Origin of the sequence: Bacillus sp. SG-1 (assembly GCF_000181495.1) — a bacterium.
GTDB lineage: Bacteria > Bacillota > Bacilli > Bacillales > Bacillaceae_B > Rossellomorea.
Window position 1 is genome coordinate 139,204 of the sequence record NZ_ABCF01000001.1, and the last position, 22,926, is coordinate 162,129.

General features: G+C 42.8%; 19 protein-coding genes and 2 other annotated features. Of the genes, 13 read left to right on the forward strand and 6 right to left on the reverse strand.

Going from position 1 to position 22,926, the window contains the following annotated elements:
• Window positions 1-112 precede the first annotated feature (112 nt).
• From queC to BSG1_RS00730, 4 genes are all read left to right on the forward strand, one after another.
• On the forward strand, window positions 113-775 hold the full coding sequence (gene queC, locus BSG1_RS00715; RefSeq protein ID WP_006834846.1) for a 7-cyano-7-deazaguanine synthase QueC: 663 nt from the start codon (window positions 113-115) through the stop codon (window positions 773-775).
• A complete protein-coding gene (gene queD / locus BSG1_RS00720) occupies window positions 772-1,206 on the forward strand; it encodes a 6-carboxytetrahydropterin synthase QueD (RefSeq protein ID WP_006834847.1) in 435 nt (144 codons plus the stop codon). Before queC ends, queD begins: the two co-directional genes overlap by 4 nt.
• Complete coding sequence (queE, locus tag BSG1_RS00725; protein ID WP_006834848.1) at window positions 1,203-1,922, forward strand: 7-carboxy-7-deazaguanine synthase QueE; 720 nt, start codon at window positions 1,203-1,205, stop codon at window positions 1,920-1,922. The genes queD and queE overlap by 4 nt, the downstream gene beginning before the upstream one ends.
• 443 nt (window positions 1,923-2,365) lie before the next feature.
• Window positions 2,366-3,610, forward strand: coding sequence for a DHH family phosphoesterase (locus BSG1_RS00730; RefSeq protein ID WP_006834849.1), 1,245 nt, complete (start codon window positions 2,366-2,368; stop codon window positions 3,608-3,610).
• Window positions 3,611-3,652: 42 nt separating this feature from the next.
• On the opposite strand, the gene BSG1_RS00735 is transcribed toward BSG1_RS00730, so the two are convergent.
• From BSG1_RS00735 to BSG1_RS00750, 4 genes are all read right to left on the reverse strand, one after another.
• On the reverse strand, window positions 3,653-4,378 hold the full coding sequence (locus BSG1_RS00735; RefSeq protein WP_006834850.1) for a 5-oxoprolinase subunit PxpA: 726 nt from the start codon (window positions 4,376-4,378) through the stop codon (window positions 3,653-3,655).
• Between the two features lie 142 nt (window positions 4,379-4,520).
• Window positions 4,521-5,474 (reverse strand): biotin-dependent carboxyltransferase family protein, encoded by a 954-nt coding sequence (locus BSG1_RS00740; RefSeq protein ID WP_006834851.1) that lies wholly within the window; start codon window positions 5,472-5,474, stop codon window positions 4,521-4,523.
• A gap of 1 nt (window position 5,475) precedes the next feature.
• Window positions 5,476-6,174, reverse strand: a complete 699-nt coding sequence (gene pxpB, locus BSG1_RS00745; RefSeq protein WP_006834852.1) for a 5-oxoprolinase subunit PxpB — start codon at window positions 6,172-6,174, stop codon at window positions 5,476-5,478.
• A gap of 147 nt (window positions 6,175-6,321) precedes the next feature.
• Window positions 6,322-7,383: a hypothetical protein gene (locus BSG1_RS00750; RefSeq protein WP_006834853.1), complete on the reverse strand. Its 1,062-nt coding sequence runs from the start codon at window positions 7,381-7,383 to the stop codon at window positions 6,322-6,324.
• Window positions 7,384-7,559: 176 nt separating this feature from the next.
• On the opposite strand from BSG1_RS00750, the gene BSG1_RS00755 reads away from it, so the two are divergent.
• The 8 genes from BSG1_RS00755 (at window position 7,560) to trpA (ending at window position 17,155) form a co-directional block, all read left to right on the forward strand.
• On the forward strand, window positions 7,560-9,437 hold the full coding sequence (locus tag BSG1_RS00755) for a terpene cyclase/mutase family protein (protein WP_006834854.1): 1,878 nt from the start codon (window positions 7,560-7,562) through the stop codon (window positions 9,435-9,437).
• 682 nt (window positions 9,438-10,119) lie between these two features.
• Window positions 10,120-10,372: a binding site (T-box leader), on the forward strand.
• A 45-nt stretch (window positions 10,373-10,417) separates the two neighbouring features.
• Window positions 10,418-10,669 (forward strand) — a binding site (T-box leader).
• A gap of 91 nt (window positions 10,670-10,760) precedes the next feature.
• A complete protein-coding gene (gene trpE / locus BSG1_RS00760) occupies window positions 10,761-12,158 on the forward strand; it encodes an anthranilate synthase component I (RefSeq protein ID WP_006834855.1) in 1,398 nt (465 codons plus the stop codon).
• Window positions 12,155-12,763 carry an anthranilate synthase component II gene (locus BSG1_RS00765; RefSeq protein ID WP_006834856.1) on the forward strand — a complete coding sequence of 203 codons (609 nt, stop codon included), beginning with the start codon at window positions 12,155-12,157 and terminating at the stop codon, window positions 12,761-12,763. Before trpE ends, BSG1_RS00765 begins: the two co-directional genes overlap by 4 nt.
• Window positions 12,735-13,760 (forward strand): anthranilate phosphoribosyltransferase, encoded by a 1,026-nt coding sequence (trpD, locus tag BSG1_RS00770; RefSeq protein WP_006834857.1) that lies wholly within the window; start codon window positions 12,735-12,737, stop codon window positions 13,758-13,760. The genes BSG1_RS00765 and trpD overlap by 29 nt, the downstream gene beginning before the upstream one ends.
• A gap of 1 nt (window position 13,761) precedes the next feature.
• The gene (gene trpC, locus BSG1_RS00775; RefSeq protein ID WP_006834858.1) at window positions 13,762-14,556 is read left to right on the forward strand and encodes an indole-3-glycerol phosphate synthase TrpC; all 795 of its coding nucleotides are present in this window, start codon (window positions 13,762-13,764) and stop codon (window positions 14,554-14,556) included.
• Window positions 14,549-15,172 (forward strand): phosphoribosylanthranilate isomerase, encoded by a 624-nt coding sequence (locus tag BSG1_RS00780; RefSeq protein WP_006834859.1) that lies wholly within the window; start codon window positions 14,549-14,551, stop codon window positions 15,170-15,172. Before trpC ends, BSG1_RS00780 begins: the two co-directional genes overlap by 8 nt.
• Complete coding sequence (gene trpB / locus BSG1_RS00785; protein WP_006834860.1) at window positions 15,169-16,371, forward strand: tryptophan synthase subunit beta; 1,203 nt, start codon at window positions 15,169-15,171, stop codon at window positions 16,369-16,371. Before BSG1_RS00780 ends, trpB begins: the two co-directional genes overlap by 4 nt.
• Window positions 16,364-17,155 (forward strand): tryptophan synthase subunit alpha, encoded by a 792-nt coding sequence (gene trpA / locus BSG1_RS00790; RefSeq protein WP_006834861.1) that lies wholly within the window; start codon window positions 16,364-16,366, stop codon window positions 17,153-17,155. The genes trpB and trpA overlap by 8 nt, the downstream gene beginning before the upstream one ends.
• A gap of 138 nt (window positions 17,156-17,293) precedes the next feature.
• Here trpA and BSG1_RS00795 read toward each other — a convergent pair whose 3' ends face one another.
• Window positions 17,294-18,517 (reverse strand): MFS transporter, encoded by a 1,224-nt coding sequence (locus BSG1_RS00795; RefSeq protein WP_044022150.1) that lies wholly within the window; start codon window positions 18,515-18,517, stop codon window positions 17,294-17,296.
• 451 nt (window positions 18,518-18,968) lie between these two features.
• A complete protein-coding gene (locus tag BSG1_RS00800; RefSeq protein WP_006834863.1) occupies window positions 18,969-19,475 on the reverse strand; it encodes a hypothetical protein in 507 nt (168 codons plus the stop codon).
• A gap of 614 nt (window positions 19,476-20,089) precedes the next feature.
• Between BSG1_RS00800 and BSG1_RS00805 the strand changes: the two genes are divergently transcribed.
• Window positions 20,090-22,921 carry a 2-oxoglutarate dehydrogenase E1 component gene (locus BSG1_RS00805; protein WP_044022151.1) on the forward strand — a complete coding sequence of 944 codons (2,832 nt, stop codon included), beginning with the start codon at window positions 20,090-20,092 and terminating at the stop codon, window positions 22,919-22,921.
• Window positions 22,922-22,926 lie beyond the last annotated feature (5 nt).

A 22,926-nucleotide genomic window follows, 5' to 3' on the forward strand; every position in this document is an offset into this window, starting at 1 on the left:
TGCCGTTTTTTGTTTGCTTTTCAAGTGAACGATGATGATCTTATAGAGAATTGCCATGAACTTCCTTCTTCTTTTAAATGGCAGTAAGCCTGAAAGAGAGAGGAGATAATTTATGAAGAACGAAAAAGCGCTTGTTGTTTTCAGCGGCGGACAGGATAGCACCACCTGCCTGATTTGGGCAAAAAAAGAATTTAAAGAGGTAGAAGCTGTTACGTTTAATTATGGACAGAGACACTCTTTTGAACTGGATTGTGCAAGGGAAATTGCTGAGGAATTGAACGTGCGTCACCATGTGCTTGATATGAGCCTGCTTAACCAGCTTTCCCCAAGTGCACTTACAAGAGACGAAGAGATCACAGAAAAGGAAGGTGAACTGCCTTCCACTTTTGTTCCGGGAAGAAACCTGCTGTTCTTTTCATTTGCGGGGGTACTTGCCAAAAATATCGGTGCTAAGCATATCGTTACAGGAATTTGTGAAACAGATTTCAGCGGCTACCCTGATTGCCGGGACATATTTGCAAAATCATTCAATGTTACATTGAACCTGGCACTGGATGAAGGGTATGTCCTACACACTCCATTAATGTGGATGGATAAGGAAGCCACCTGGAAATGGGCCGATGACATGGGTGTGCTGCAATATATTCGTGAAAAAACACTGACTTGTTATAACGGAATACGTGGAGATGGTTGTGGAACCTGTCCATCCTGCAAGTTGCGAAGTAAAGGTCTTTCAGACTATTTATCTTCAAAAAAAGGAGGGGAAGAGTCATGATAGGACAAATCTACCCGGTGCCCGAGCATTCCTTTTCTTATGAATTAAATAAGGATTTTCAGTTTGCGGCTGCACACTTTATTCCGTCTGAAGGTGCAGGGAAATGCCAGAAAGTCCATGGCCATACCTATTTTGCCAATATTACGATAGGTGGAGACACCCTGGACGAATCCGGATTTCTTATCAACTTCTCAACCATTAAAAAGCTGATACATGACCGGTTCGATCACACGATGTTGAATGATGATCCCCTGTTTTCTGAAAACCCTGAAAGATTCCCGACTACTGAGGTTATGGCCGAACTGATTTATGTATTGATACAAAATTATCTGGATAAACAGGGAAATCATGCTCAGTGTCTGCAGGTGTTTTTACGGGAAACCCCGACAAGCTACTGTATATTCCGTCCAAGAAAGGATAGGAAGCAATGAGAAAAATACCGGTTTTAGAAATTTTCGGACCTACTATCCAGGGGGAAGGGATGGTCATCGGTCAAAAAACGATGTTTGTCCGCACCGCTGGATGTGATTATTCCTGCTCATGGTGTGATTCAGCTTTTACTTGGGATGGTTCAGCCAAAGAGGACATTCGGATGTTGACAGCATTGGACATTTGGGAGGAACTTCGTGAGATTGGCGGCAACAGATTCAATCACGTCACAATTTCAGGAGGTAATCCGGCCCTTATTGCTGCGATTGATGACCTCCTCACTGTATTCAAGGAAAATGGGATCAAATCCGCCCTTGAGACACAGGGAAGCAGATGGCAGGACTGGTTTTTGGACATCGACGAACTTACACTTTCTCCAAAACCGCCAAGCTCAGGGATGAAAACAGACTTTGAAAAACTCGACTTCATTTTAGAACAGTTAAAAGAACATAAAAGCTATAGTCTGAAAGTGGTCATCTTTAATGATGAAGACCTCGAATATGCAACAGATCTTCACGAAAGATACCCAGAAGTACCCTTCTTCCTGCAAGTTGGCAATACAAACCTTTCTTCTGAGAATGAAAAAGGCCTATTAAATCAGTTGATAACGGATTATGAGAAGTTGATTGATACTGTCACTGAAAGCGAACGGCTGAATAATGTCAGGGTCCTTCCGCAGCTTCATACGTATGTATGGGGGAATAAGCGGGGAGTGTAGTATCTTTTCATTCGCAGAATAGAAGTACTTATGCTTTTAAATAAGGTTTAATGCTTTTAGATAGCTTGCCATTTCACCTAATCTTTTTACGCTTGTTCTTTAAAAAAATTATTAATATTTTTTAGAGAGGCTGCTTTGAGAAATCTCGGTGATTGCAATGAAATGGTTGATTGAAGCGGAAGGTGCGTGATCTCCTGCGGGACTAGCGGGACAGGTGAGACCCCGGAAGCGAAGCTGAGGAGGCTCACCGCCCGCCCCGCGGAGTCACGCACCTGGAGCGGAAATCATTTAATTATTTTTCGAAAGAATTTCAGGAAAAGAGAATTTAGTTATTGCAAACATTGCTCCGTTTCATTTAACAGACGGAGCTTTTTGCTGTATATTAGCAAGGAAATGACGGAAAATAGAACCATCAATACATAGAGAAAGCCAGGAGGCCAAACATGCAACGTTTTTTATTATCTCATAATGATTTAGATGGTGTCGGGTGCGGCATTATCGCAAAAATTGCCTGGGGAGAAGAGGCTGAAGTTCGGTACAATTCAATCGGCGGGCTGAACTTCCAGGTGGCTAGATTCTTGAAGAAGCCCCAGAAAAACACCAAACTGATCATCACCGATCTCTCTGTAAATAAAGAAAATGAAGAAGCGATCGAAAGCTATTTCAAAAAAGATGGGAAAGTGGAGCTGATTGACCATCATCGCAGCGCAGAGCATTTGAACTCCTATAAATGGGCATCTGTGACAGTACAGTATGAGGACGGAAGGCTTGCATCAGCGACATCTCTTTTATATGAAGATCTGAAGAAAAAAAGAGAAATTGAACCGACACCGATCCTTGATGAATTTGTTGAACTTGTGAGGCAGTATGATACATGGGAATGGGATGTGAATAATAACACAACCGCAAAAAGATTAAACGATTTATTCTTCCTGCTGACGATTGAAGAGTTTGAAGAAAAAATGCTCAACCGTCTTCAAAACAATGAAAAGTTTTTCTTTGATGAGTTTGAATTGAAACTTCTTGAAATGGAAGAAGGCAAGATTGAAAGGTATATACGCCGTAAAAGGCGGGAACTGACGAAATCATTCATTGGTGACTACTGTGTAGGGATTGTTCATGCTGAATCTTACCATTCAGAATTAGGGAATGAACTGGGAAAAGATAATCCTTTCCTGGACTATATAGCGATCATCAGTGTCGGGGGCAAGCGGATTAGTTTGCGAACGATTCACGATCATGTGGATGTTTCCGAAGTGGCAGGAAAGTTTGAGGGAGGCGGTCATGCTAAGGCTTCCGGATGCAACCTTAATACAGAAGCATTCAAGCTGTTTGTCACAGATGTCTTCAATGTGGAGCCACTCCCGATTGACGCTCCAAAAAACCGCTATAATTTGAAGGAATCACCTAATGGATCTCTTTATAAAAACAGGCAGGAAGACCAATTGTTTATGTATCCACTTGACGGTGAAGGTTGGAGAGTCGAGTATAATGGTGAATTTGAAAATGATTTTCCGACATTCCAAGACGCTGAAAACCATATTAAAAAACAGCATTCCGCAGCCCTTTCCAGAGATGATGATTATACTGAGTTCTTGATGGAGAATGTTAAAAACCATAAAATCCTTCAGGCGGCAGCTGAAAAGCTTCCCTTTAATGTAATGGGAGATCAAAAAAAAGAAAAGTAAGCGAAAAAAGCTGGTCTCAAACTCGAGGCCAGCTTTTTTGTTCTATTTCAAGATTTTGATGATTTTTCCGGCGAAAATCAGGGCTTGTTCATTGTCGCCATGTAAGCATATTGTGTCGGGAGTAATATCAATCTCTGTCCCATCTGTGCTCACCACTTTATGCTCTTTTACCATTTTAACTACCTGGGCGAGGGCCTGATCATCATCATGGATGACAGCTCCTTCTTGCGATCTTGGTGTAAGAGTGCCGTCACTTCTATACGTTCTATCTGCAAAAACCTCACTGGCGGTTTCGAGGCCCAATTCTTTGCCGGCGGTGATCATTTTTGAGTTAGCCAATCCAAACAATGTCAATGACGGATCAAAATCATGAATAGCCTTTGCGATTGCTTTGGCCGTCTCTATTTCCTTTGCTGCCCGGTTGTACAGGGCACCGTGTGGCTTAACGTGTGATAGCTGTCCTCCCTGGGAACGGACAATGGCGTTCAAGGCACCAATCTGATATAAAACCAGAGAATATATTTCTTCAGGGGATATATCGATATTACGTCTCCCAAAACCCTGCAAATCAGGATAGCCGGGGTGAGCTCCGATTTTGACTCCATTTTTCAGTGCCAGCTGAACGGTCTTCAGCATGATTTGCGGATCCCCTGCATGAAAGCCGCAGGCGATGTTCGCCGATGTTATGATTTCCAATATCTTTTCATCATTACCTTTGGAATAAGTACCGAAGCTTTCTCCAAGGTCACAGTTTAAGTCGATATGCAAGTGCTTGACCTCCTGACTAAGATTTTGTGTTATTCCATTACGAACACATGTTTTCTCTATTTTGATCGGATACGTAACTGGTTTCCGGTTCGTCTCTTTTATTCAGAAAGGCCCCCTTATTAAAACCTTCAATCATCAGAGATCACTCATTCTTCATCCGGACCGCTGCCCTTATCATTTTCATCTCTGCTTCAGTTTCCCTTAAAGCTTCATAAGCTTCTTCAAGTGTAACTTCCTTGAAGGATAGCGATTCATTCGGCTTTAGTTGTGCAATGATTGGCAGGTCTGCTGTAATAACGTTGGCAATCTTCGGGTATCCACCTGTAGGTTGGCTGTCTGCCATAAGGATAATCGGCTGGCCGCTGGCCGGGACTTGTATTGTTCCTTTGGCGATACCCTCTGTTAATAGCTCCTGTGACTGTTTTAAAGCCAGAGCTGGACCGCTCAGTCTGTATCCCATCCTGTCTGATTCAGGCTTGATTGTAAAACTTCCTGATAAAAAGTGCATCTGAGCCTCTTCAGTAAACCAGTCCCATTGTCTGCTTCTTATGATTCTCACTTCTTTTTTCTGAAGATAGGTGAAGAGGGTGGGAGACAGAGACCATTGGATCTGTTTATCTTTATGGCCTTCGATATTAAGGGCTATTTTGTCGCCGGCTTTTAATGCCCTTCCCTTGTATCCACCAAGCTTTGCAAGTGTATTGGTACTGCTGCTCCCGAGCTGTTTAACGACTTTCAGGCCTCCTTTAAAGGCTACATAAGCACGCATTCCTTTTTCAGCCATTCCGAATCTGAGAACATCGCCTTTTCCAACAAGCAAAGGTTTATTATTGGGGACTGGTTCATTGTTAATTGAAGGATTCAAATCTGCTCCACTGATGGCAATCACGGTGTCGGATTTGAAATGGAGCACTGGTCCCTGGAGTGTGACTTCCAATGCTTCATCTCCTTCGTTATTACCCACTAAAAGATTGGCAAACCGGAATGCTTTATCATCCATTGCTCCGCTGACAGGCATGCCGATTCTTCGGTAGCCGGTCCTGCCGCTGTCCTGGATGGTTGAAAGAAGTCCACTTTTTTCAACTGTAAAACCCATTCTAGCTTTCCTCCAATCGTTCAAATTCAGCTCTCGTTATTGGAGAAAATTTTATTTGGTCCCCTTGTGACAGAAGTGCTGGCTGACTCGGATTATCCGGGTCAAATAGTTTCAAAGGCGTCTTGCCAATGATTTGCCATCCTCCAGGTGAAGAGATTGGGTAAACCCCCGTTTGGTTTCCGGCAATGCCAACAGAGCCGGCATCAATCCTGACCCTTGGATTTTTTCTTCGTGGCGAGGCTATGGAAGGCTCCATTCCTTTCAGAAAAGGGAAGCCCGGGGAGAAACCAAGGAAAGCGACGGAGTATATTGGCCGGGTATGCAGCTCAATCACCTTCTCTTCACTTATGTTACAGTGTTCGGCAACAAATGCGAGGTCCGGACCGGCTTCACTTCCATATAGAACCGGTATGGTAATGACCTTTTTTTGCGGTGAATTTTCATTCGGCTGCAGACCGTTTAATTTTTCTACAAGCAAATCCTCGATCACCTTAAAGGGAGAAGGAGAATGGATTTTTAGAGGATTATAGTGAATGGTCACTGTCTTATAAGCAGGTAACGCCTCAATGATTGCTTTATGCTGGTTATCAGTCACTGCGTCTGTAAAGGCGGTCATTGTGTTCATGCATGTTTCCTCGCAGAGGTCATGAAAATCTATTAAAACAGCAGAGTCACCCAGTGGGTGAATTGAATATTTCATTTGAAACCACTTCCAATCATACAAACATTCTGAATTCTTACTTTCATTCTAACATAAAGATGTAAAACGTAAGGAAATGCAGAAAGACTCTTCAGCATCAAAAAATAGGGACTGTTCTAAAAGGAGAACAGTCCAAGAGTGAGAGAATCAACTTATATTATTCAAACTGCTCTTCAAAGATTTTTCGAAAGAGGCCGGATCATCCAGTTTGATATGAACTTGTGAAACTGATTTTGTGTACCCATAGAGATAATGAGCTTTTTGCGGCTCTTTTAAATTAATTTCCAGCTGAGCCTTCTCAGAAATGAAATCGGGAGCGAGCGCTAGAAAGGTGGTTTTTGATTGATCTTTGGATAGTCTTTCAGGACCTTCATATTGGTTGACAGATGTAATATTCGTCAGAGGTATATTGATTCTGGTGGTAAACCCCATTCTGATAATCAGCTCATCATCGGTAATCTTAGCGGGATTCAACCGAAACCCTTGAATTTGAGCAAGGAAGAACAGGAGCGAGTATAAGTTTAAAATTAACAGGATCCATGAAATGACCGGGTTCCATTGGTGAAGGAAATAATGCAGTCCAATGGATTCTATTATAAGCGCGTGAATCAGCATGACATAAAGAGCGATGGTGCTTCCTTGTTGATGAAGGGTGAATGAACGTCCCGCAAGCCGGGCTCTTTTCTTCCAGGAGAACAGACTGTAGTAAAAAAGCGATAATTCAGTCAGATAAATTTTGATGGGAAGTGAGGTGTTCATATTTTGATGAACGGCCTTCTCCAAACGGTGAGGCAAGAAGTCGCCGGTTTGAGATTTAAGTTTCTTTGTATATTTCCATACTTTAGGAATGGTTTTAAAGAGGTGAAAGACGATATATAACTCAACAAGCAAGAATATTCCTTCCGCAGCAATCAGCAGGTACTTGAAGAACGGAATCGATGAAAGGTGGTCGTTTGGAATGATAAGCCATGCTGCCCCGTACCCTGCTGCGATGACAAGTGATAAATTTTTCACAGAGTGATTCCGCCTGATGATAAAAAAGTAAGCCATGAGCGGAATAATGATCATGAGGTCGATCACTGAAGCGATGGCCATCCCTGTTGGAACTTCTTCCAGGCGGTAGAATGCAAAATTACAGACCAGCACAAGGGTTGTCAATGAAAGAAAAAGCAGCCATTTCTTATTGGGTTTACGATTAGTTTCTACCATAAAAAAAGCCCTCCTTGAAATCTATTTCCTTACTTCTAGTATACAAAAAAAGGAAATCATGGGAAGCTGGTGAATTTGTAGAAATTTTGAACTTCTGTGTGTGGTCCCGCCGACATGACCCCTGAACTCCTGAATATATTAATGTATGGTACTCAAGTTGAAGAGGTGGTGGAAATATGGAGACCTTGATCGATCCTGAAATATCCAGATTAACTCAAAGATTATTAGAAGATCAGGAGGAAGATGGGGCATGGAGGTACTGCTTTGAAAACAGTTTGATGACGGATGCCTATATGATCGTCCTCATAAGATCCCTGGGGATAAAAAAAGAACGTTTGGTGCAAGAGCTTGCAGATAGGCTTTTATCTCAGCAGGAAGAGAAGGGGTTTTGGAAGATTTATAGAGATGAGGTGGAGGGAAATTTATCGGCGACTGTAGAAGCCTATTTTGCACTGCTTTGGAGTGGTGCCGTTAAGGAAAAAGATGAAAATATGGTGAAAGCAAGGGACTGCATCCTTTCTGGAGGGGGCCTCGATAAGGTCCATTCAATGACAAAGTTCATGCTTGCCGCTCATGGACAATATCCTTGGGACCGTTTCTTTCCTGTACCTGTAGAGGTCATATTACTTCCCACGTATTTTCCGGTCAGTTTCACTGATTTCAGTGCTTATGCCAGAGTCCATCTGGCGCCTTTGCTTCTCTTGAAAAGTGAAAGGTATATCCGCAAAACAAGCACTACTCCTGATCTTTCATACCTATTGAAAGATCAGGAGGACTTCTCGTTTTTTCGGGAGGAAGAAAGGTCTTTCATTGAATACGTCACAAGTGGAGTTGAAGCAATCGCAGCATTTCCGGCAAATCTAAATGACCTTGCCAAAAAGACGGCCTTAAATTACATGCTTGCAAGGTTAGAGCCGGATGGCAGCTTGTACAGTTATTTCTCCTCGAGTTTTTATATGATTATTGCACTTTTATCCCAGGGATATTCAAGAAAAGATCCGCTAGTGGTCAATGCAATCAAGGCACTGATTTCTTATCAGTGTAAAGGTGATGGGTACCCCCATATCCAAAATTCCCCATCGACTATTTGGGATACCGCTTTGATCAGCCATGCCCTGCAATCTTCAGGGGTGGACAGCCGGAATGCGCAAATTTTAAAAGCAAGTCATTATCTATATCGTCACCAGCATACCCAAAAAGGAGATTGGGCTTCAGAAGCTCCACAGACAGCACCGGGTGGCTGGGGATTTTCAGAGAGTAACACAATCAATCCTGATGTAGATGATACGACCGCGGCATTGCGTGCTCTAAAGCTTGATGCGTATACTGATCCTGTAAAGCGGATGGCATGGAACCGTGGTGTGAAGTGGGCTCTTTCCATGCAAAATAAGGATGGCGGCTGGCCGGCATTTGAAAAAAATAAAAATAAAGATATCTTGTCGTGGGTTCCGATGGATGGTGCGGAAGATGCGGCTCTTGATAGATCCTGCGCAGACCTGACAGGGAGGACGCTTGAATTTTTAGGGAACGATGCAGGGATGGGCAGAGAAAACAGTCAAGTTCTGAAAGGTATAGAATGGCTTATGAACAATCAAGAGAATGATGGGTCCTGGTATGGCAAGTGGGGCATCTGTTACATTTACGGAACATGGGCTGCACTTACAGGCATGATGGCTGCTGGTATGTCGGCTGATCACCAATCCATTATTAAAGCGATAAAATGGCTGTATCAAATACAGAATAGTGATGGCGGATGGGGAGAATCGTGCAGGAGTGATAAAGAAAGGAAATACATCTCTTTAGGAGCCAGTACTCCTTCCCAAACCGCCTGGGCATTGGACGCATTAATTTCTATAAATGATCACCCAACAAAAGAAATCGACCGGGGGATTGAATCGCTTGTCCGCTTGTTGAACACGGACGATTGGAGAAAGGAATACCCGACAGGTGCTGGACTTCCAGGAAGGTTTTACATCCATTATCACAGCTATCCATATATTTGGCCGCTCCTTGCGCTGAGCAATTATAAGACGAAATTTTTAGAAGTTAGATAGTGTAAGGGCATGGAAGCAGGTGAATTCCGTTGTGGGGTGCCATGAGGGCAATTCTCAAGGACATGAACAGGGTAATATTAGCTCAAAAGTGTCTTGAGGAAGAGTCTCAAGGACGTAAATGGGATAAAATATGGTCAAAAGTGTCTTGAGGGCAATTCTCAAGGACATGAACAGGGTAATATTAGCTCAAAAGTGTCTTGAGGAAGAGTCTCAAGGACGTAAATGGGATAAAATATGGTCAAAAGTGTCTTGAAGGCAATTCTCAAGGACATGAACAGGGTAATATTAGCTCAAAAGTGTCTTGAGGAAGAGTCTCAAGGACATTAATGGGATGAAATTCGTTTAAAACTGTCTTGAGGGCAATTCTCAAGGACATTAAACAGGTCAAATCCGTTCAAAACTGTCTTGAGGAAGTCCATTTGTAGTGGAGGAGCTATAAGCGTGATGAATGCGTCACCTCTTGCAGAAACAAAAGAAAAGCCTGGCTCTTATTGGAAGCACCCGCCCCGCGGTGACGCACAGCCTAAGCGAATATCAACTATTTCTGTTCGATAAACAACTATACTCACGAATAAACCCTATAAAATGAAAATCCTTATTAATTAGTAAAAATAAAAAATTCTGATAAAAACTATTGACTTACACCCTGAATCCGTATTAACATAGTAAACAATTAAAGAACGGAACGGCGTTGAAGAAGAGGAGTAGCTTCCAATAATCACTTCAGAGAGCTAGTGGATGGTGCGAACTAGTGTGATTATGGATGTGAATGGACTTCCGAGCCTTCAAACCGAAATCATTCAAGTAATGAGAGTAGGCTTTGACGAATGTCTCATCGATACAAGGGACACGTATTAGAGAATCGTTCTCTGATATGGTAAAGCGGACTGCTATGCAGTCAACGAAGGTGGCACCACGGGTTTCCCGTCCTTATTTTGAGGACAGGAGACCCTTTTTTATTTGCACAAAACTTAATAATTCATAAATCATTGAACAAGAGTAGTACGTACTATCAAAATCGTTACAGAAAGCCGGAGCTGATGAGAATCCGGCACGAGGGATAGTACTGAATGGACTTGTGAGAGGCTGCTTGAACAGTAAGTAGGACAGCCCGGGATTCCGCCGTTAAAAGGATAGGGTATCGGAATGAGATGTATTCCTGTACCTGAAAAAGTGGAAGTTCTATTTGAACTTCAATGCGAGGTGGCACCGCGATTCCGATCGTCCTCCATGAAACAGTTTAGCTGTTTTGTGGGGGACTTTTTTATTTAGACAAATACCGGGGCATGCCTGGCGCACCCATAATAACAGGAGGATATAAGGATGAAAGAGATGAAGCAGATTCGTTTTTACTCTAGAGAGATGAATGGGGATGAGCTGACACCCATCAGTGTTTTTAAGAAGCTGGATGGCCGGCGCAAGTATTTGCTGGAGAGTTCATTAAAGCATGAGAAGTCTGGAAGGTATTCCTTCCTTGGAAGTTCTCCGTTTTTTGAATTTAAAGCGGATGGCAGCAAGTTAACCGAATATCATTTTCACACAGAAAAAATGGAAACCAGTACTGGAAATCCATTTGAAAGGCTGAAGGACATTTTTTCAGAGACTGCTTCACTGAATCAGGACTTTCCTTTTTCAGGAGGCGCTATTGGGTATATCGGGTATGACAATATTCGGCACTTTGAAGATATCGGCGAAATACCGGCCAACGCCCTTGAAATGCCTGACATTCACCTTATGTTTTATGAAAAAACAATTATTTTTGATCATCTCGAAAATAAGGTGATTTTACTGGTGGTACAGGGCTTTGATCAAACTTCTGAACAAGACCCGGAAGATATGCTGGATGAACTGGAAGAAACGATAAGGAAGAAGGGAACAATCCAGGATGACGGTGAAATCGGGAAGCTGTCCTTCCAATCCCAGGTTACAAAGGACCAATATATCGCGATGGTTAATGAGGCGAAGGAACAGGTGCTGGCAGGAGAGATATTCCAGGTAGTTTTATCCCAGAGATTCAAATCGGAATTCTCAGGAGAGCCATTCAGTTACTACCGTAAATTGAGGCAGTCAAATCCATCTCCATACATGTTTTATATAGATTTTGAAGATTACGTGGTGCTCGGAACGTCGCCTGAAAGCTTTATCAAAGTGAGCGGAAGGAAGGTTATCTCCAATCCGATTGCAGGAACAAGAAGAAGAGGTCTCGATGAACAGGAGGATTCGGGATTGGAAAAGGAACTTGTCCATGATGAAAAAGAAATCGCCGAGCACCGAATGCTTGTAGATCTGGCAAGAAATGACCTTGGGAGGGTTTGTGAGATCGGAAGCATTTCTTTAACGAAATACATGCTTGTCGAGCGATACAAATACGTAATGCATCTGGTGTCAGAAGTGGAAGGCACTCTGGACCCTTCTTACAACAGTATTGATGTCATAACAGCTTGCCTTCCTGCAGGAACGGTAAGCGGCGCACCTAAAATAGCCGCGATGAAAATCATCAATGACTTGGAAGGGTGCAAGCGGGGTGTTTATTCAGGGACAGTAGGTTATATCTCCGTGAATGGAGATATCGATTTAGCCCTCGCCATCAGGACGATGGTGATAAAAGACGCAAGTGCCTATGTACAGGCAGGAGCGGGCATCGTATACGATTCGAAAGCTGACTCAGAGTACGAAGAAACAATCAATAAAGCGAAAGCGCTGATCGAGGTGGCAAAATGATTCTACTAATAGACAATTATGATTCCTTCACTTTTAACTTGTATCAATTTTTGTGTGAGCTTGGAGAGGAAGTTCTGGTAAAACGAAATGATGAATTAACCGTTGAGAAAGTCGTGGAACTAAATCCCTCTGCGATCGTTCTATCTCCTGGACCCGGAAGGCCTGAAAACGCAGGCATTCTGATCGAGCTTATCCAGAAGCTTTATAAACAAACCCCCATCCTTGGTGTTTGTTTAGGGCACCAGGCAATTGCAGCAGCTTTTGGGGGAGAGGTTGTCAGGGCAGAAACCATTAAGCATGGCAAGACTTCTCTCATTAAACATAATAATTCTGGTCTATTCCAATATATCCCCCAGCCGGTTGAAGTAATGAGGTACCACTCACTCGTGGTAAAGAAAGAAACGCTTCCGCCGGTATTGACTACAACGGCTGTTTCGATGGACGATAACGAAATTATGTCTTTCAAGCATTTCGAATACCCGGTATTCGGTGTACAGTTCCATCCTGAATCAATTGGAACAAAACTAGGCAAGAAACTGCTTAAGAACTTTATAGATTTGAAGGAGGAAGCAAGCAATGAAAGAATTTCTACAAAAATTATTTGAAGGCTCTTCATTTGAAAAGGGAGAAATGAAAGCAGCGGTTGATCTACTGTTGGAAGACAAAACAAGCGAGAGTGAAGTTGCCTCTTTCCTCACCGCTCTGAAAATGAAGGGAGAAACCGTCAAGGAAATATCCGGACTTGTGGAATTGCTTCGAGAGCGGGCGGACTTTCAAACTTTTCCTGCAGAGGATGTCATGGATATTTGCGGAACAGGCGGAGACGGCTCCCAAAGTTTTAATATCAGCACCACAACTGCATTTGTATTGGCTGGTGCAGGGGTTAAAATTGCCAAGCATGGTAACCGGAGTGTTTCGAGTAAAACAGGAAGCTCAGATGTGCTTGAACATCTGGGAGTTGCCCTTGATTTCAACAGCGGTGAAATAAACGAAATGCTTGAGGTGAATGGACTGGCATTCCTTTACGCACCACATGTCCATACTCGTTTGAAAAAAATCATGAAGGTAAGAGGAGAGTTAAAGGTTCCGACTATATTCAATATGATCGGCCCACTGACAAATCCGATTAACATCGACACTCAAATGTTAGGTATTTACAGACGGGATATGCTTGAAACGATGGCTTCGGTTCTTCATGAACTGGGAAGAAATAGGGCTGTCGTTTTGAATGGCGCCGGTTTCATGGATGAAGCCTCTTTAGCCGGAGAGAACCATTTAGTCCTTCTGGATAAGGGGAACACGACCTCTTTTACCATCAATCCTGAAGAGACAGGGCTTCCTGTTTACTCCAATGAGGCTATACGAGGAGGAGATGCAAGAGAAAATGCGCAAATTCTCTTAGATGTCCTCAAAGGAAAAGAGGGGCCATATTTAGATACAGTCATTTTCAATGCAGGTATAGCCCTTTTTGCAAACGGCAGAACAACAACCGTAGCCGAAGGGGTCAAACTTGCAAGGGAATCTATTAAAAGCGGCGCAGCATATGAAAAACTCCAGCAAACGGTTACGTTCTCTCAACGTAGCAGAAAGAGGGTAATGTAAAATGGCGGATATTTTAACAAAAATCATTGAGAGAAAGAGACAGGAAGTAGCACAGTTAAAGAAAAATGGTTTTGAAAAAGCAAACCTGAGCAAAAAACCAGACCGGAGCTTATTTACTGCCCTTCATGCATCTACAGTATTAGGTATCATCGCAGAAATTAAACGGGCATCTCCTTCCAAAGGAGAAATCGTTTCAACTGTGGAACCTGCAGAACAAGCAAAGATTTACGAACAAGGCGGTGCAAGCGCTATATCCGTCCTTACGGATAAGGATTTCTTCAACGGATCAATAGAAGACCTTAAGAAAGTAAGACGTGAAGTGGACCTGCCCCTACTATGCAAAGATTTTTTTATCGATGAAATTCAAATAGACCGTGCCAAAGATGCAGGAGCTAATATCATTCTCCTGATTGTGGCTGCGCTGCCGCAGGGAAGGCTCCATGAATTAAATCAATACGCTTTATCACAAGGTCTAGAAGTGTTGGTTGAAATTCACGATGAAGAAGAAGCGGAAAGGGCAGCTGCCTTGGGGCCGAATATTATCGGCATCAATAATCGAAACCTTAAAACATTTGAAATTGATCTGGCCAATACAGAAAGGCTTGCTCCACTACTGAATGATAAAGATAGGGTTGTTATCAGTGAGAGCGGAATGAAAACGAGAGAAGATGCGGTCAGGGCAGCAACTGCTGGTGCTGACGGGGTCCTCGTTGGTGAATCCCTCATGAGGAGCAGTGATGCCGGAAGAGCGATAGGTTCATTTGCTGTCAACAAGGAGGCTGCGTTACTTGGTTAAGGTAAAGGTGTGCGGGATCAAGACAATTGAGCATGCAGAAGCTGCTGTAAAAGCAGGAGCTGATGCAATAGGTTTTATTTTTGCAGAGAGCAGAAGAAAAGTATCCATTCATACAGCAAAAGAAATAAGTGACACGATTCCTGCGTCCGTCTTAAAAGTTGGTGTATTTGTAGATGCCGATAGAGAAGAAATAGAAAAGACAGCCCAAGAAGCAAATCTGGATTATGTTCAATTACATGGAAGTGAGACGGTTGATTTCATGAAGTCCCTGTCAGTGCCTGCCTACAAGGCTCTTTCCATAAAAGAGAAAAAGGACCTGGATGGGATAGAAAATTACCCCGGAAATTTCATTCTGGTGGATAGCGGACACGGAGCAGCAAGGGGAGGGAACGGAACGACCTTTGACTGGTCGTATCTTGAAAATGTTTCTATAGATGTCATTTTAGCTGGAGGGCTTAACTTAGAGAATGTCTGCAGCGCGATTGAAAAAGTGAATCCATTTATGGTGGATGTATCAAGTGGAGTGGAAACAGATGGAATTAAGGATGTTAAGAAAATCAATGAATTTATTTTCAAAGTAAAAAACATCAGCAGAATGAAGGAGGAAGTGCAATGATGTATACACAGCCGGATCAAAAAGGGCTTTTCGGACGTTTTGGAGGACAATTTGTTTCAGAAACACTAATGGGGGCTGTTCAGGAGCTTGATGAAGCCTATGAGGAAGCGATTCAGGATGAAGAGTTTCAACGGGAGCTTCAGTATTATTTGAAAGAGTATATCGGAAGGGAAACACCGCTTTATTTGGCAGCCAATCTCACCAAACGTGCTGGCGGGGCGAAGATTTATTTGAAAAGGGAAGACCTGAACCATACCGGAGCACACAAGATCAATAATACCATTGGGCAGGCGCTGCTTGCGAACAAGATGGGTAAACGAAAGATCGTAGCCGAGACGGGTGCCGGCCAGCATGGTGTAGCGACAGCAACAGTTTGTGCATTGCTCAATCTCGACTGTGTCATCTTTATGGGAGAGGAAGATATCCAGCGTCAAAAACTGAATGTCTTCAGGATGGAACTACTGGGGGCAGAAGTGATCAGTGTCAAACAGGGAAGCGCAACGTTAAAAGATGCGGTTAATGAAGCCATGCGTTACTGGGTGGCAAATGTCGAGGATACACACTATATCATCGGATCTGTATTGGGACCTCACCCATTTCCAAAGATGGTCAGGGATTTCCAAAGTGTGATCGGAAATGAGACAAAGAGGCAGTTCTGCGAAAAAGAGGATTCCCTCCCGGATGCAGTTGTTGCTTGTGTAGGCGGCGGCAGTAACGCGATGGGAATGTTCTACCCGTTTATCAATGAGAATGAGGTGAAGTTATACGGTGTTGAGGCTGCCGGTGCAGGAGTCGAAACAGACAAACATGCCGCCACTATGACTAAGGGGACGTTGGGTGTGCTCCATGGCTCAATGATGTATGTCCTTCAGGATGAACATGGTCAAATCCAGGAAGCTCATTCCATCTCAGCTGGTCTCGATTATCCAGGGGTAGGCCCGGAACACAGTCATTTAAAAGAGACAGAACGAGTCAAATATACTGCTGTGAGTGATGGGGAAGCCTTGGATGCCTTTAAAATGCTTTCTGTGGAAGAGGGAATCATCCCGGCCCTTGAATCTTCTCATGCCATCGCATACGGAGTGAAGCTCGCGGCGTCAATGAAAGAAGATGAGAACATTGTCATCTGTTTATCTGGCAGAGGGGATAAAGATGTGGATACGGTTAAGTCTAGACTAGGAGGGCTTCAACATGGGTAAGAGATTTCTTGAGGAATCATTTAACAATATAAAAGCTGATGGGCAAGGGATTTTCATTCCGTATATCATGGCAGGAGACGGAGGGTTGGATAACCTTCTTGATCAGCTGACATTCCTGGAACAGGCTGGAGCCTCTGCCATTGAAATCGGCATTCCTTTTTCCGATCCAGCAGCAGATGGTCCTGTGATTCAGGAAGCAGGGAAGCGAGCTCTTAAAGATGGCACTACCTTATCAGGAATCTTTGAAGTCTTAAAAGGCGGCAGAGAACAAATTGGTATCCCTCTTATCTTCATGACTTATTTTAATCCAGTCTTACAGTATGGATTACAACGGTTTGCCGAAGATTGTACCAAAGCAGGTGTAGATGGGCTGATCATACCCGACTTGCCTTTGGAACACGCAGACATCCTGAGTCCTTACCTTAAGGAAGAGGGGATTGCATTAGTTCAGCTTGCGTCTTTAACAAGTTCAAAGGATCGCTTGAAGAAAATCGCCCAGGCAACGGAGGGCTTTCTGTACGCAGTCACGATAAATGGAACGACCGGAGCGGTAAGTGAATTTCAATCTTCATTAAAGGCCCATTTGCAGGAACTCAAAACAGTTTGCAATGTACCGGTGCTGGCTGGGTTTGGGATTTCTACACCTGATCACGTCAGGGAGTTCATCGGCATAACGGATGGTGTTGTTGTCGGAAGTAAAATCATACAGCATCTTCAAGAAAATAAGCTGGATGATATTAAAAATTTGATAAAAGCTGCATCTGACAAATCTCCTGTTTCATAGGAGAGGATTTTTCAGCTAGGGAACATGAGCGGCGAAGGACACCTATCAAAGGTTCTTTGTCACTGGGAAAGACTTTCAGGAACAACTTCGAATAAAATAGGAAGCAGAGGAATGGGATTACCCAGTTCCTCTGCTTTTTTAAGTGACCTTTGGCTGCATTTTGCCAGATTTTTCAGGCTCCGGTTTGATCAGCCACAGAGCAACAAAAGCTGAAACAGCACTGACGCCAATTAAAATCATAAACGTGACTCCTTTCGAAAGCAAAGCCACAATTGGAGGACCGGCCGCAACTCCAATGAATCTCATGCTGCTGTATATCGATGTAATTGTCCCGCGATGCTCTTTTTCAATGCCTTCGGTAATCAATGCATCCAGACAGGGAAGGGCAGCCCCGATCCCTATGCTTGCAAGGGAAAGGAATATTAACAGCATCCATTTGCCGTCTGTAAAAAAGATTGGAACTTGAGCTCCTGCACCCAGCAGCATGCCGCTTACTACCGCCCATTTCATCATCGACCTGTTTTTACCGATGAATTTCCCGGTCAAATAAGAAGTGGCACACAAAAATAAAAGTGGCATCGCAAGGTACAAGCCTTTAAGAACGCCATTTATCTTGTACTTGCTTTCAAGGACATTGGATAAGAAGAAAAGAAATCCAAACAGGATAAACATTGAAACAATTCCAATAAGGAATATAGCTGAAAGCCATTTGCCTTCTTTTGCAAGGATTTCTTTGATTTCTTTCATAAACTCCTTCACGCTTTGCCCTTTGTCATCAGACTTTTCCTTCCTCGGTACTTTGACCAAAAAGAAGACCAATCCAATTGCAATGAGCGAAAACAACGGAATGGAGAAGAAAGGAATAAACCAAATCCAGGCAGCGAGCAGTGAACCCAGAACAGGGCTCAGAACTTTTCCAAACGTGTTGGATGTTTCGATTAATCCCAACCCCTTTGTTACTTCTGACTCGTCTTCAAACATATCCCCGACGGTCGGGATGACTACAGGAAACGCACCGGCAGCACCGATTCCCTGTACAAAACGGCCAATTAAAACAACCCAATAAGCGTCATTCATCATCCATGAAGCCCAGCCTGAAATAATCCCTCCAATCCCGGCGATGATGAGACTTGGGATAATAATTTTTTTTCGGCCGAACCGGTCAGATAAATACCCTGCGATAGGAATCAGAAGGATAGCTACCAGCGAATAAACAGTGATGATCATACTGGACTGAAACCCGCTGATGCCAAGCTTTTTTTCCATGGTCGGTAATACCGGAATCAACATAGAGTTGCCCAGCGTCATCACGAGCGGGATAGAAGAAAGTGCAAATAAGTCCCATTTCTTTTTTTGCTCCATGGTCGTTCCTCCAAAAACAAATTCAATCACTGCATTTATTGTTATCAAAAAATGAGATTTCATTCAGAGGATAAAGGAACTGTAAACTAATTATGAAAACTTTTGGGTGGTGTGTGGATAAATCTTTCTTGCTTACGTGCTTCTTCTGATTTGAAAGGAAGGTAAGATTCCTGATGATACCAGTTTGTCCAAAAATAAGCCGCAAGATAATCCCTTATCTGATTCGCAGTTTATAGTTATGAACCGATTCCTGTATTTTTCAGTCAGGCATGATGAGAAAGATTCACTACAGCAGTTGTACGCGACATTCCACCATCGGCATTACACTGGACGAAACAGGAGTGAAATCCTTTACAGTTAATCTCATTTTGAAACAAATTATTTTATTATCCCTTTTGAACTGGACGTTTAATTGAAGAAATGGCAAGTAAACAAAGAAGACGTTCCATAATTATCGTTCTGAAACGTCTATCTCTGTAAACTGGAGGTCCAGGCTTTTGGGAATCTTAATTTCCAGGATGCCATCTTTATATTGTGCGGAAGACCCTTTTTTCTTTACTAATGTCGGAAGAGTGATCACCTGCCGTTCTCCTGCTGAAGGGATGTTTTCAAGAATGGCCTGATTTGATGTATGGAATACTTTAATATTCTTCACAAGTTCTTCGTCAGGAATCTTCAATTGAATATAAATATTTTCCAATGCTTCGAAAATATTCACTGGTATCTTTTCAGGTGCTGACTGGGCGGAATCTTCTCTTGAATGTTCGTACGCTTTACCATCCATCATACTGCCCATATTCTTCATGAAGTCACCGGGGTTTTGCATTCCCTGCCAGTCACGCGGAAACATTTCTTTCATGACACCCTTAACATATTGATCAACATCCTGGGGATCCATATTCTTCATCATATCTTTCATGTTCTTATTAAATGGAAAAAATGAGTTCCAGGGGAACATGTGACTCTCACCTCTTTAATGTATTGAGGTTTTATTAAAAACCGTAAATTCCTTTAATAGTGTATGCAGGCACATGCCCTCCAGTTCATGTCAAAAATTCAGTCATTCATGTTTGACCACCTGGTAAGTAGGGATAAAAAAATAAATAAGGGAGAGCTGCAGAACACGGAGGAAGAGCTATTAAATATGAAGAGAAAAATCACCGGGGAATAATGATAAATATACAATAATAAAAAATAGACAAAAAAGTGAATAAAATCAAAAAAAATATTTGGTTTTTTTAGGTAACAGTAGTAAGATGGTTTATGAAAAACGGTAATGCGGAGTATCGATAATAAAACAAAATGAAAACCTCTTCATTTTACTATTTCAGAATAGTCTAATATTTGAAATGGAATAATTGATACCGTATAACTTTTTTTATGAAATGTTGCTTTATAAAGTTGACGAAATTTTAAAGATTTTGTCACAAATGCTTTATCTCTTTGATTTAGAGTGATAAAATATTGCTGTAAGCGTTTTATATTTCTTTTAAAATACTATACTTACATAGTATTCCAATATTAATAATAAAATAAAATTTAGAATGGCGAAATGGTTGGAGGTTTTTCAAAGTGAAAAGACAATCAACAAACCAGGCAGGACCATGGGAGAGTTTTTATGGACCTAACCTCGGTTATATAATGGAAGTGTATGAGCTTTATTTAGAAAATCCGCAGGAAGTTGACCCTGAACTTAAAGAACTTTTTGAGCAGTGGGGACCTCCGGGAACGGCTGAAACAGGAACAGGCCAATATTCACAAATGGCTGAACTGCCTGCCGGAAATCATGATCTTGAGAAAGTTGTCGCAGCAGTGAATCTTGCTGATAACATTCGTACATACGGACACCTTGCTGCAGATATCTATCCTTTGAATGACAGGGATAAAGATTTCCGGAGAATTGATTTGAAAGAGTACAACCTTACAGAAGAAGACCTGAAAGCGATTCCGGTTGAGTTTATATGTCCTCAAGCTCCGTCGCATGTAAGAAACGGACTTGATGCAATCAACCACCTGAAACAGGTCTATACCAGCAAGCTTGCTTATGAAATTGCTCACGTACATGAGTTGGAAGAGAAAAAATGGTTAAAAGAAAAAATTGAAACAGGCTCTATCCTTTCCGCATACAGCAAAGAGCAAAAACTTGCACTTTTGAAACGCCTTTCCGAAGTGGAAGGGTTTGAAAAATACATCCACCGCACATTCGTCGGACAAAAGCGTTTTTCCATTGAAGGCCTTGATAATATGGTTCCTTTATTGGATGAACTTGTCCGTTATTCTGTTGAAAATGGTGCCAGAACCATCAATATCGGTATGGCCCACCGTGGACGCCTGAATGTCCTGGCACACGTAATCGGAAAGCCTTACGAAATGATCTTTGCAGAATTCCAGCATGCACCAAGCAAAGATTTGATTCCTTCAGAAGGCTCCATCGGCATCACATACGGCTGGACAGGAGATGTAAAATACCATCTTGGTGCAGACCGAAAGATCGGTGTCAGTGATACGGCACGTGCCCGGGTAACATTGGCAAACAATCCAAGTCATTTGGAAGTGGTCAGCCCGATCGTAGCCGGCTATACAAGAGCTGCGCAAGAGGAAAGGGAACAAAAAGGCTATCCTGAACAAAACCCTGAGACATCCTATGCGATCATGATTCATGGGGATGCAGCATTCCCTGGTGAAGGTGTCGTAGCCGAGACTTTCAATATGAGCGGTCTGCGCGGCTTTAATACCGGAGGGTCCATTCATCTGATTGCCAACAATATGATAGGATTCACGACGGAAAGCTATGATTCCCGTTCTACCAAGTACGCCTCTGATACTGCTAAAGGCTTTGAAGTACCGATCATTCATGTGAATGCGGACGATCCGGAAGCATGTCTTGCAGCTGCTGTACTTGCTTACGAGTATCGACATAAGTTCAATAAGGATTTCGTTATTGACTTGATTGGATACAGACGCTTCGGCCATAACGAAATGGATGAACCAATGGTAACGAATCCGTTAATGTATAACAAAATCCAAAATCATCCTACTCCACGTAAAATCTATGAGAATAAATTGATCTCAGAAGGTGTTCTGTCACAAGAAGAGGCAGAAAAGATGGAGAAGGAAGTTGAAGAAACACTGAAAGCTGCTTATGAAAAAGTCCCGACGAAGGATGAAAATCCGGACATTGTCATGAATCCGCCGGAAGAGATAACTAACGGGTTCCCTAATATTGATACAAGCGTGGATTTTGAACAGCTGAGCGAATTGAATGATGAGCTTCTTCAGTGGCCTGAAGGATTCACTCCATTCAAGAAACTGGAAAAAATACTTCAGAGACGTGGAGGCGTGTTCTCGGGCAAAGGCAAAATTGACTGGGCACATGCAGAAACGCTTGCATTCGCGACAATCCTTAAAGAAGGAACGCCGATCAGGCTTACAGGACAGGATTCGGAGCGCGGAACATTTGCTCAGCGTCACCTGGTCCTGCATGACCACGAAACGGGTGAAGAAATGATTCCTCTTCACCAGCTAAAAGATTCAAATGCATCCTTCTCCGTGTTTAATAGTCCTTTAACGGAAACTGCTGTTGTCGGATATGAATACGGATATAATGTTTTCGCACCTGAAACCCTTGTTCTTTGGGAAGCTCAATTTGGGGATTTTGCCAATACTGCTCAAGTGATGTTTGATCAATTCATCTCAGCAGGAAGAGCGAAATGGGGACAAAAATCCGGTTTGGTCATGCTCCTGCCTCATGGTTATGAAGGCCAAGGCCCTGAACACTCCAGTGCAAGACTTGAGCGTTTCCTTCAAATGGCCGGTGAGTACAACTGGACAGTGGCGAATTGTTCAACGGCAGGACAGTACTTCCATATCCTGCGCAGACAAGCAGCGATTCTTCAAAAAGAGGAAGTAAGGCCGCTCGTTATCATGACACCGAAAAGTCTGCTGAGAAACCAATTTGCAGCCGTTACAGCCGAAGAACTGGCAAACGGTCAGTTCAAATCAGTGTATGAACAGCCTGGTCTTGGAGATAACCCTGATAAAGTAGAAAGAGTTGTCCTTACAAGCGGTAAAATGGCTATCGACCTTGAAGAAAGTCTTAAAGATAAAGAGGACATGGATTGGGTTCATATTCTGAGAGTCGAAGAGTTGTATCCGTTCCCTAAAACGGATATTTCTGAAATCCTGAAGAAATATCCAAATCTGAAAGAATTGCTATGGGTTCAGGAAGAACCTAAGAATATGGGAGGATGGACATTTGCAGAGCCTCGTTTGCGCGATATCGCACCAGACGGTGTTGACGTCAATTATGCAGGACGCAGAAGAAGATCCAGCCCGGCAGAAGGGGAACCGATCGTCCATAAAAAAGAACAATCAAGAATTATCAGTGAAGCGTTGACAAGATAACTAGG

Bases quoted from the DNA above. Each gene is read 5' to 3' on its own strand.
- BSG1_RS00730 (WP_006834849.1), top strand. From the start codon at position 2,366: ATGCAACGTTTTTTATTATCTCATAATGATTTAGATGGTGTCGGGTGC.
- BSG1_RS00800 (WP_006834863.1), bottom strand. From the start codon at position 19,475: ATGTTCCCCTGGAACTCATTTTTTCCATTTAATAAGAACATGAAAGAT.
- BSG1_RS00755 (WP_006834854.1), top strand. From the start codon at position 7,560: ATGGAGACCTTGATCGATCCTGAAATATCCAGATTAACTCAAAGATTA.
- BSG1_RS00765 (WP_006834856.1), top strand. From the start codon at position 12,155: ATGATTCTACTAATAGACAATTATGATTCCTTCACTTTTAACTTGTAT.
- queE (WP_006834848.1), top strand. From the start codon at position 1,203: ATGAGAAAAATACCGGTTTTAGAAATTTTCGGACCTACTATCCAGGGG.
- trpA (WP_006834861.1), top strand. From the start codon at position 16,364: ATGGGTAAGAGATTTCTTGAGGAATCATTTAACAATATAAAAGCTGAT.
- trpE (WP_006834855.1), top strand. From the start codon at position 10,761: ATGAAAGAGATGAAGCAGATTCGTTTTTACTCTAGAGAGATGAATGGG.
- BSG1_RS00750 (WP_006834853.1), bottom strand. From the start codon at position 7,383: ATGGTAGAAACTAATCGTAAACCCAATAAGAAATGGCTGCTTTTTCTT.
- trpD (WP_006834857.1), top strand. From the start codon at position 12,735: ATGAAAGAATTTCTACAAAAATTATTTGAAGGCTCTTCATTTGAAAAG.
- trpC (WP_006834858.1), top strand. From the start codon at position 13,762: ATGGCGGATATTTTAACAAAAATCATTGAGAGAAAGAGACAGGAAGTA.
- BSG1_RS00740 (WP_006834851.1), bottom strand. From the start codon at position 5,474: ATGGGTTTTACAGTTGAAAAAAGTGGACTTCTTTCAACCATCCAGGAC.
- pxpB (WP_006834852.1), bottom strand. From the start codon at position 6,174: ATGAAATATTCAATTCACCCACTGGGTGACTCTGCTGTTTTAATAGAT.
- trpB (WP_006834860.1), top strand. From the start codon at position 15,169: ATGATGTATACACAGCCGGATCAAAAAGGGCTTTTCGGACGTTTTGGA.
- BSG1_RS00795 (WP_044022150.1), bottom strand. From the start codon at position 18,517: ATGGAGCAAAAAAAGAAATGGGACTTATTTGCACTTTCTTCTATCCCG.
- queC (WP_006834846.1), top strand. From the start codon at position 113: ATGAAGAACGAAAAAGCGCTTGTTGTTTTCAGCGGCGGACAGGATAGC.
- queD (WP_006834847.1), top strand. From the start codon at position 772: ATGATAGGACAAATCTACCCGGTGCCCGAGCATTCCTTTTCTTATGAA.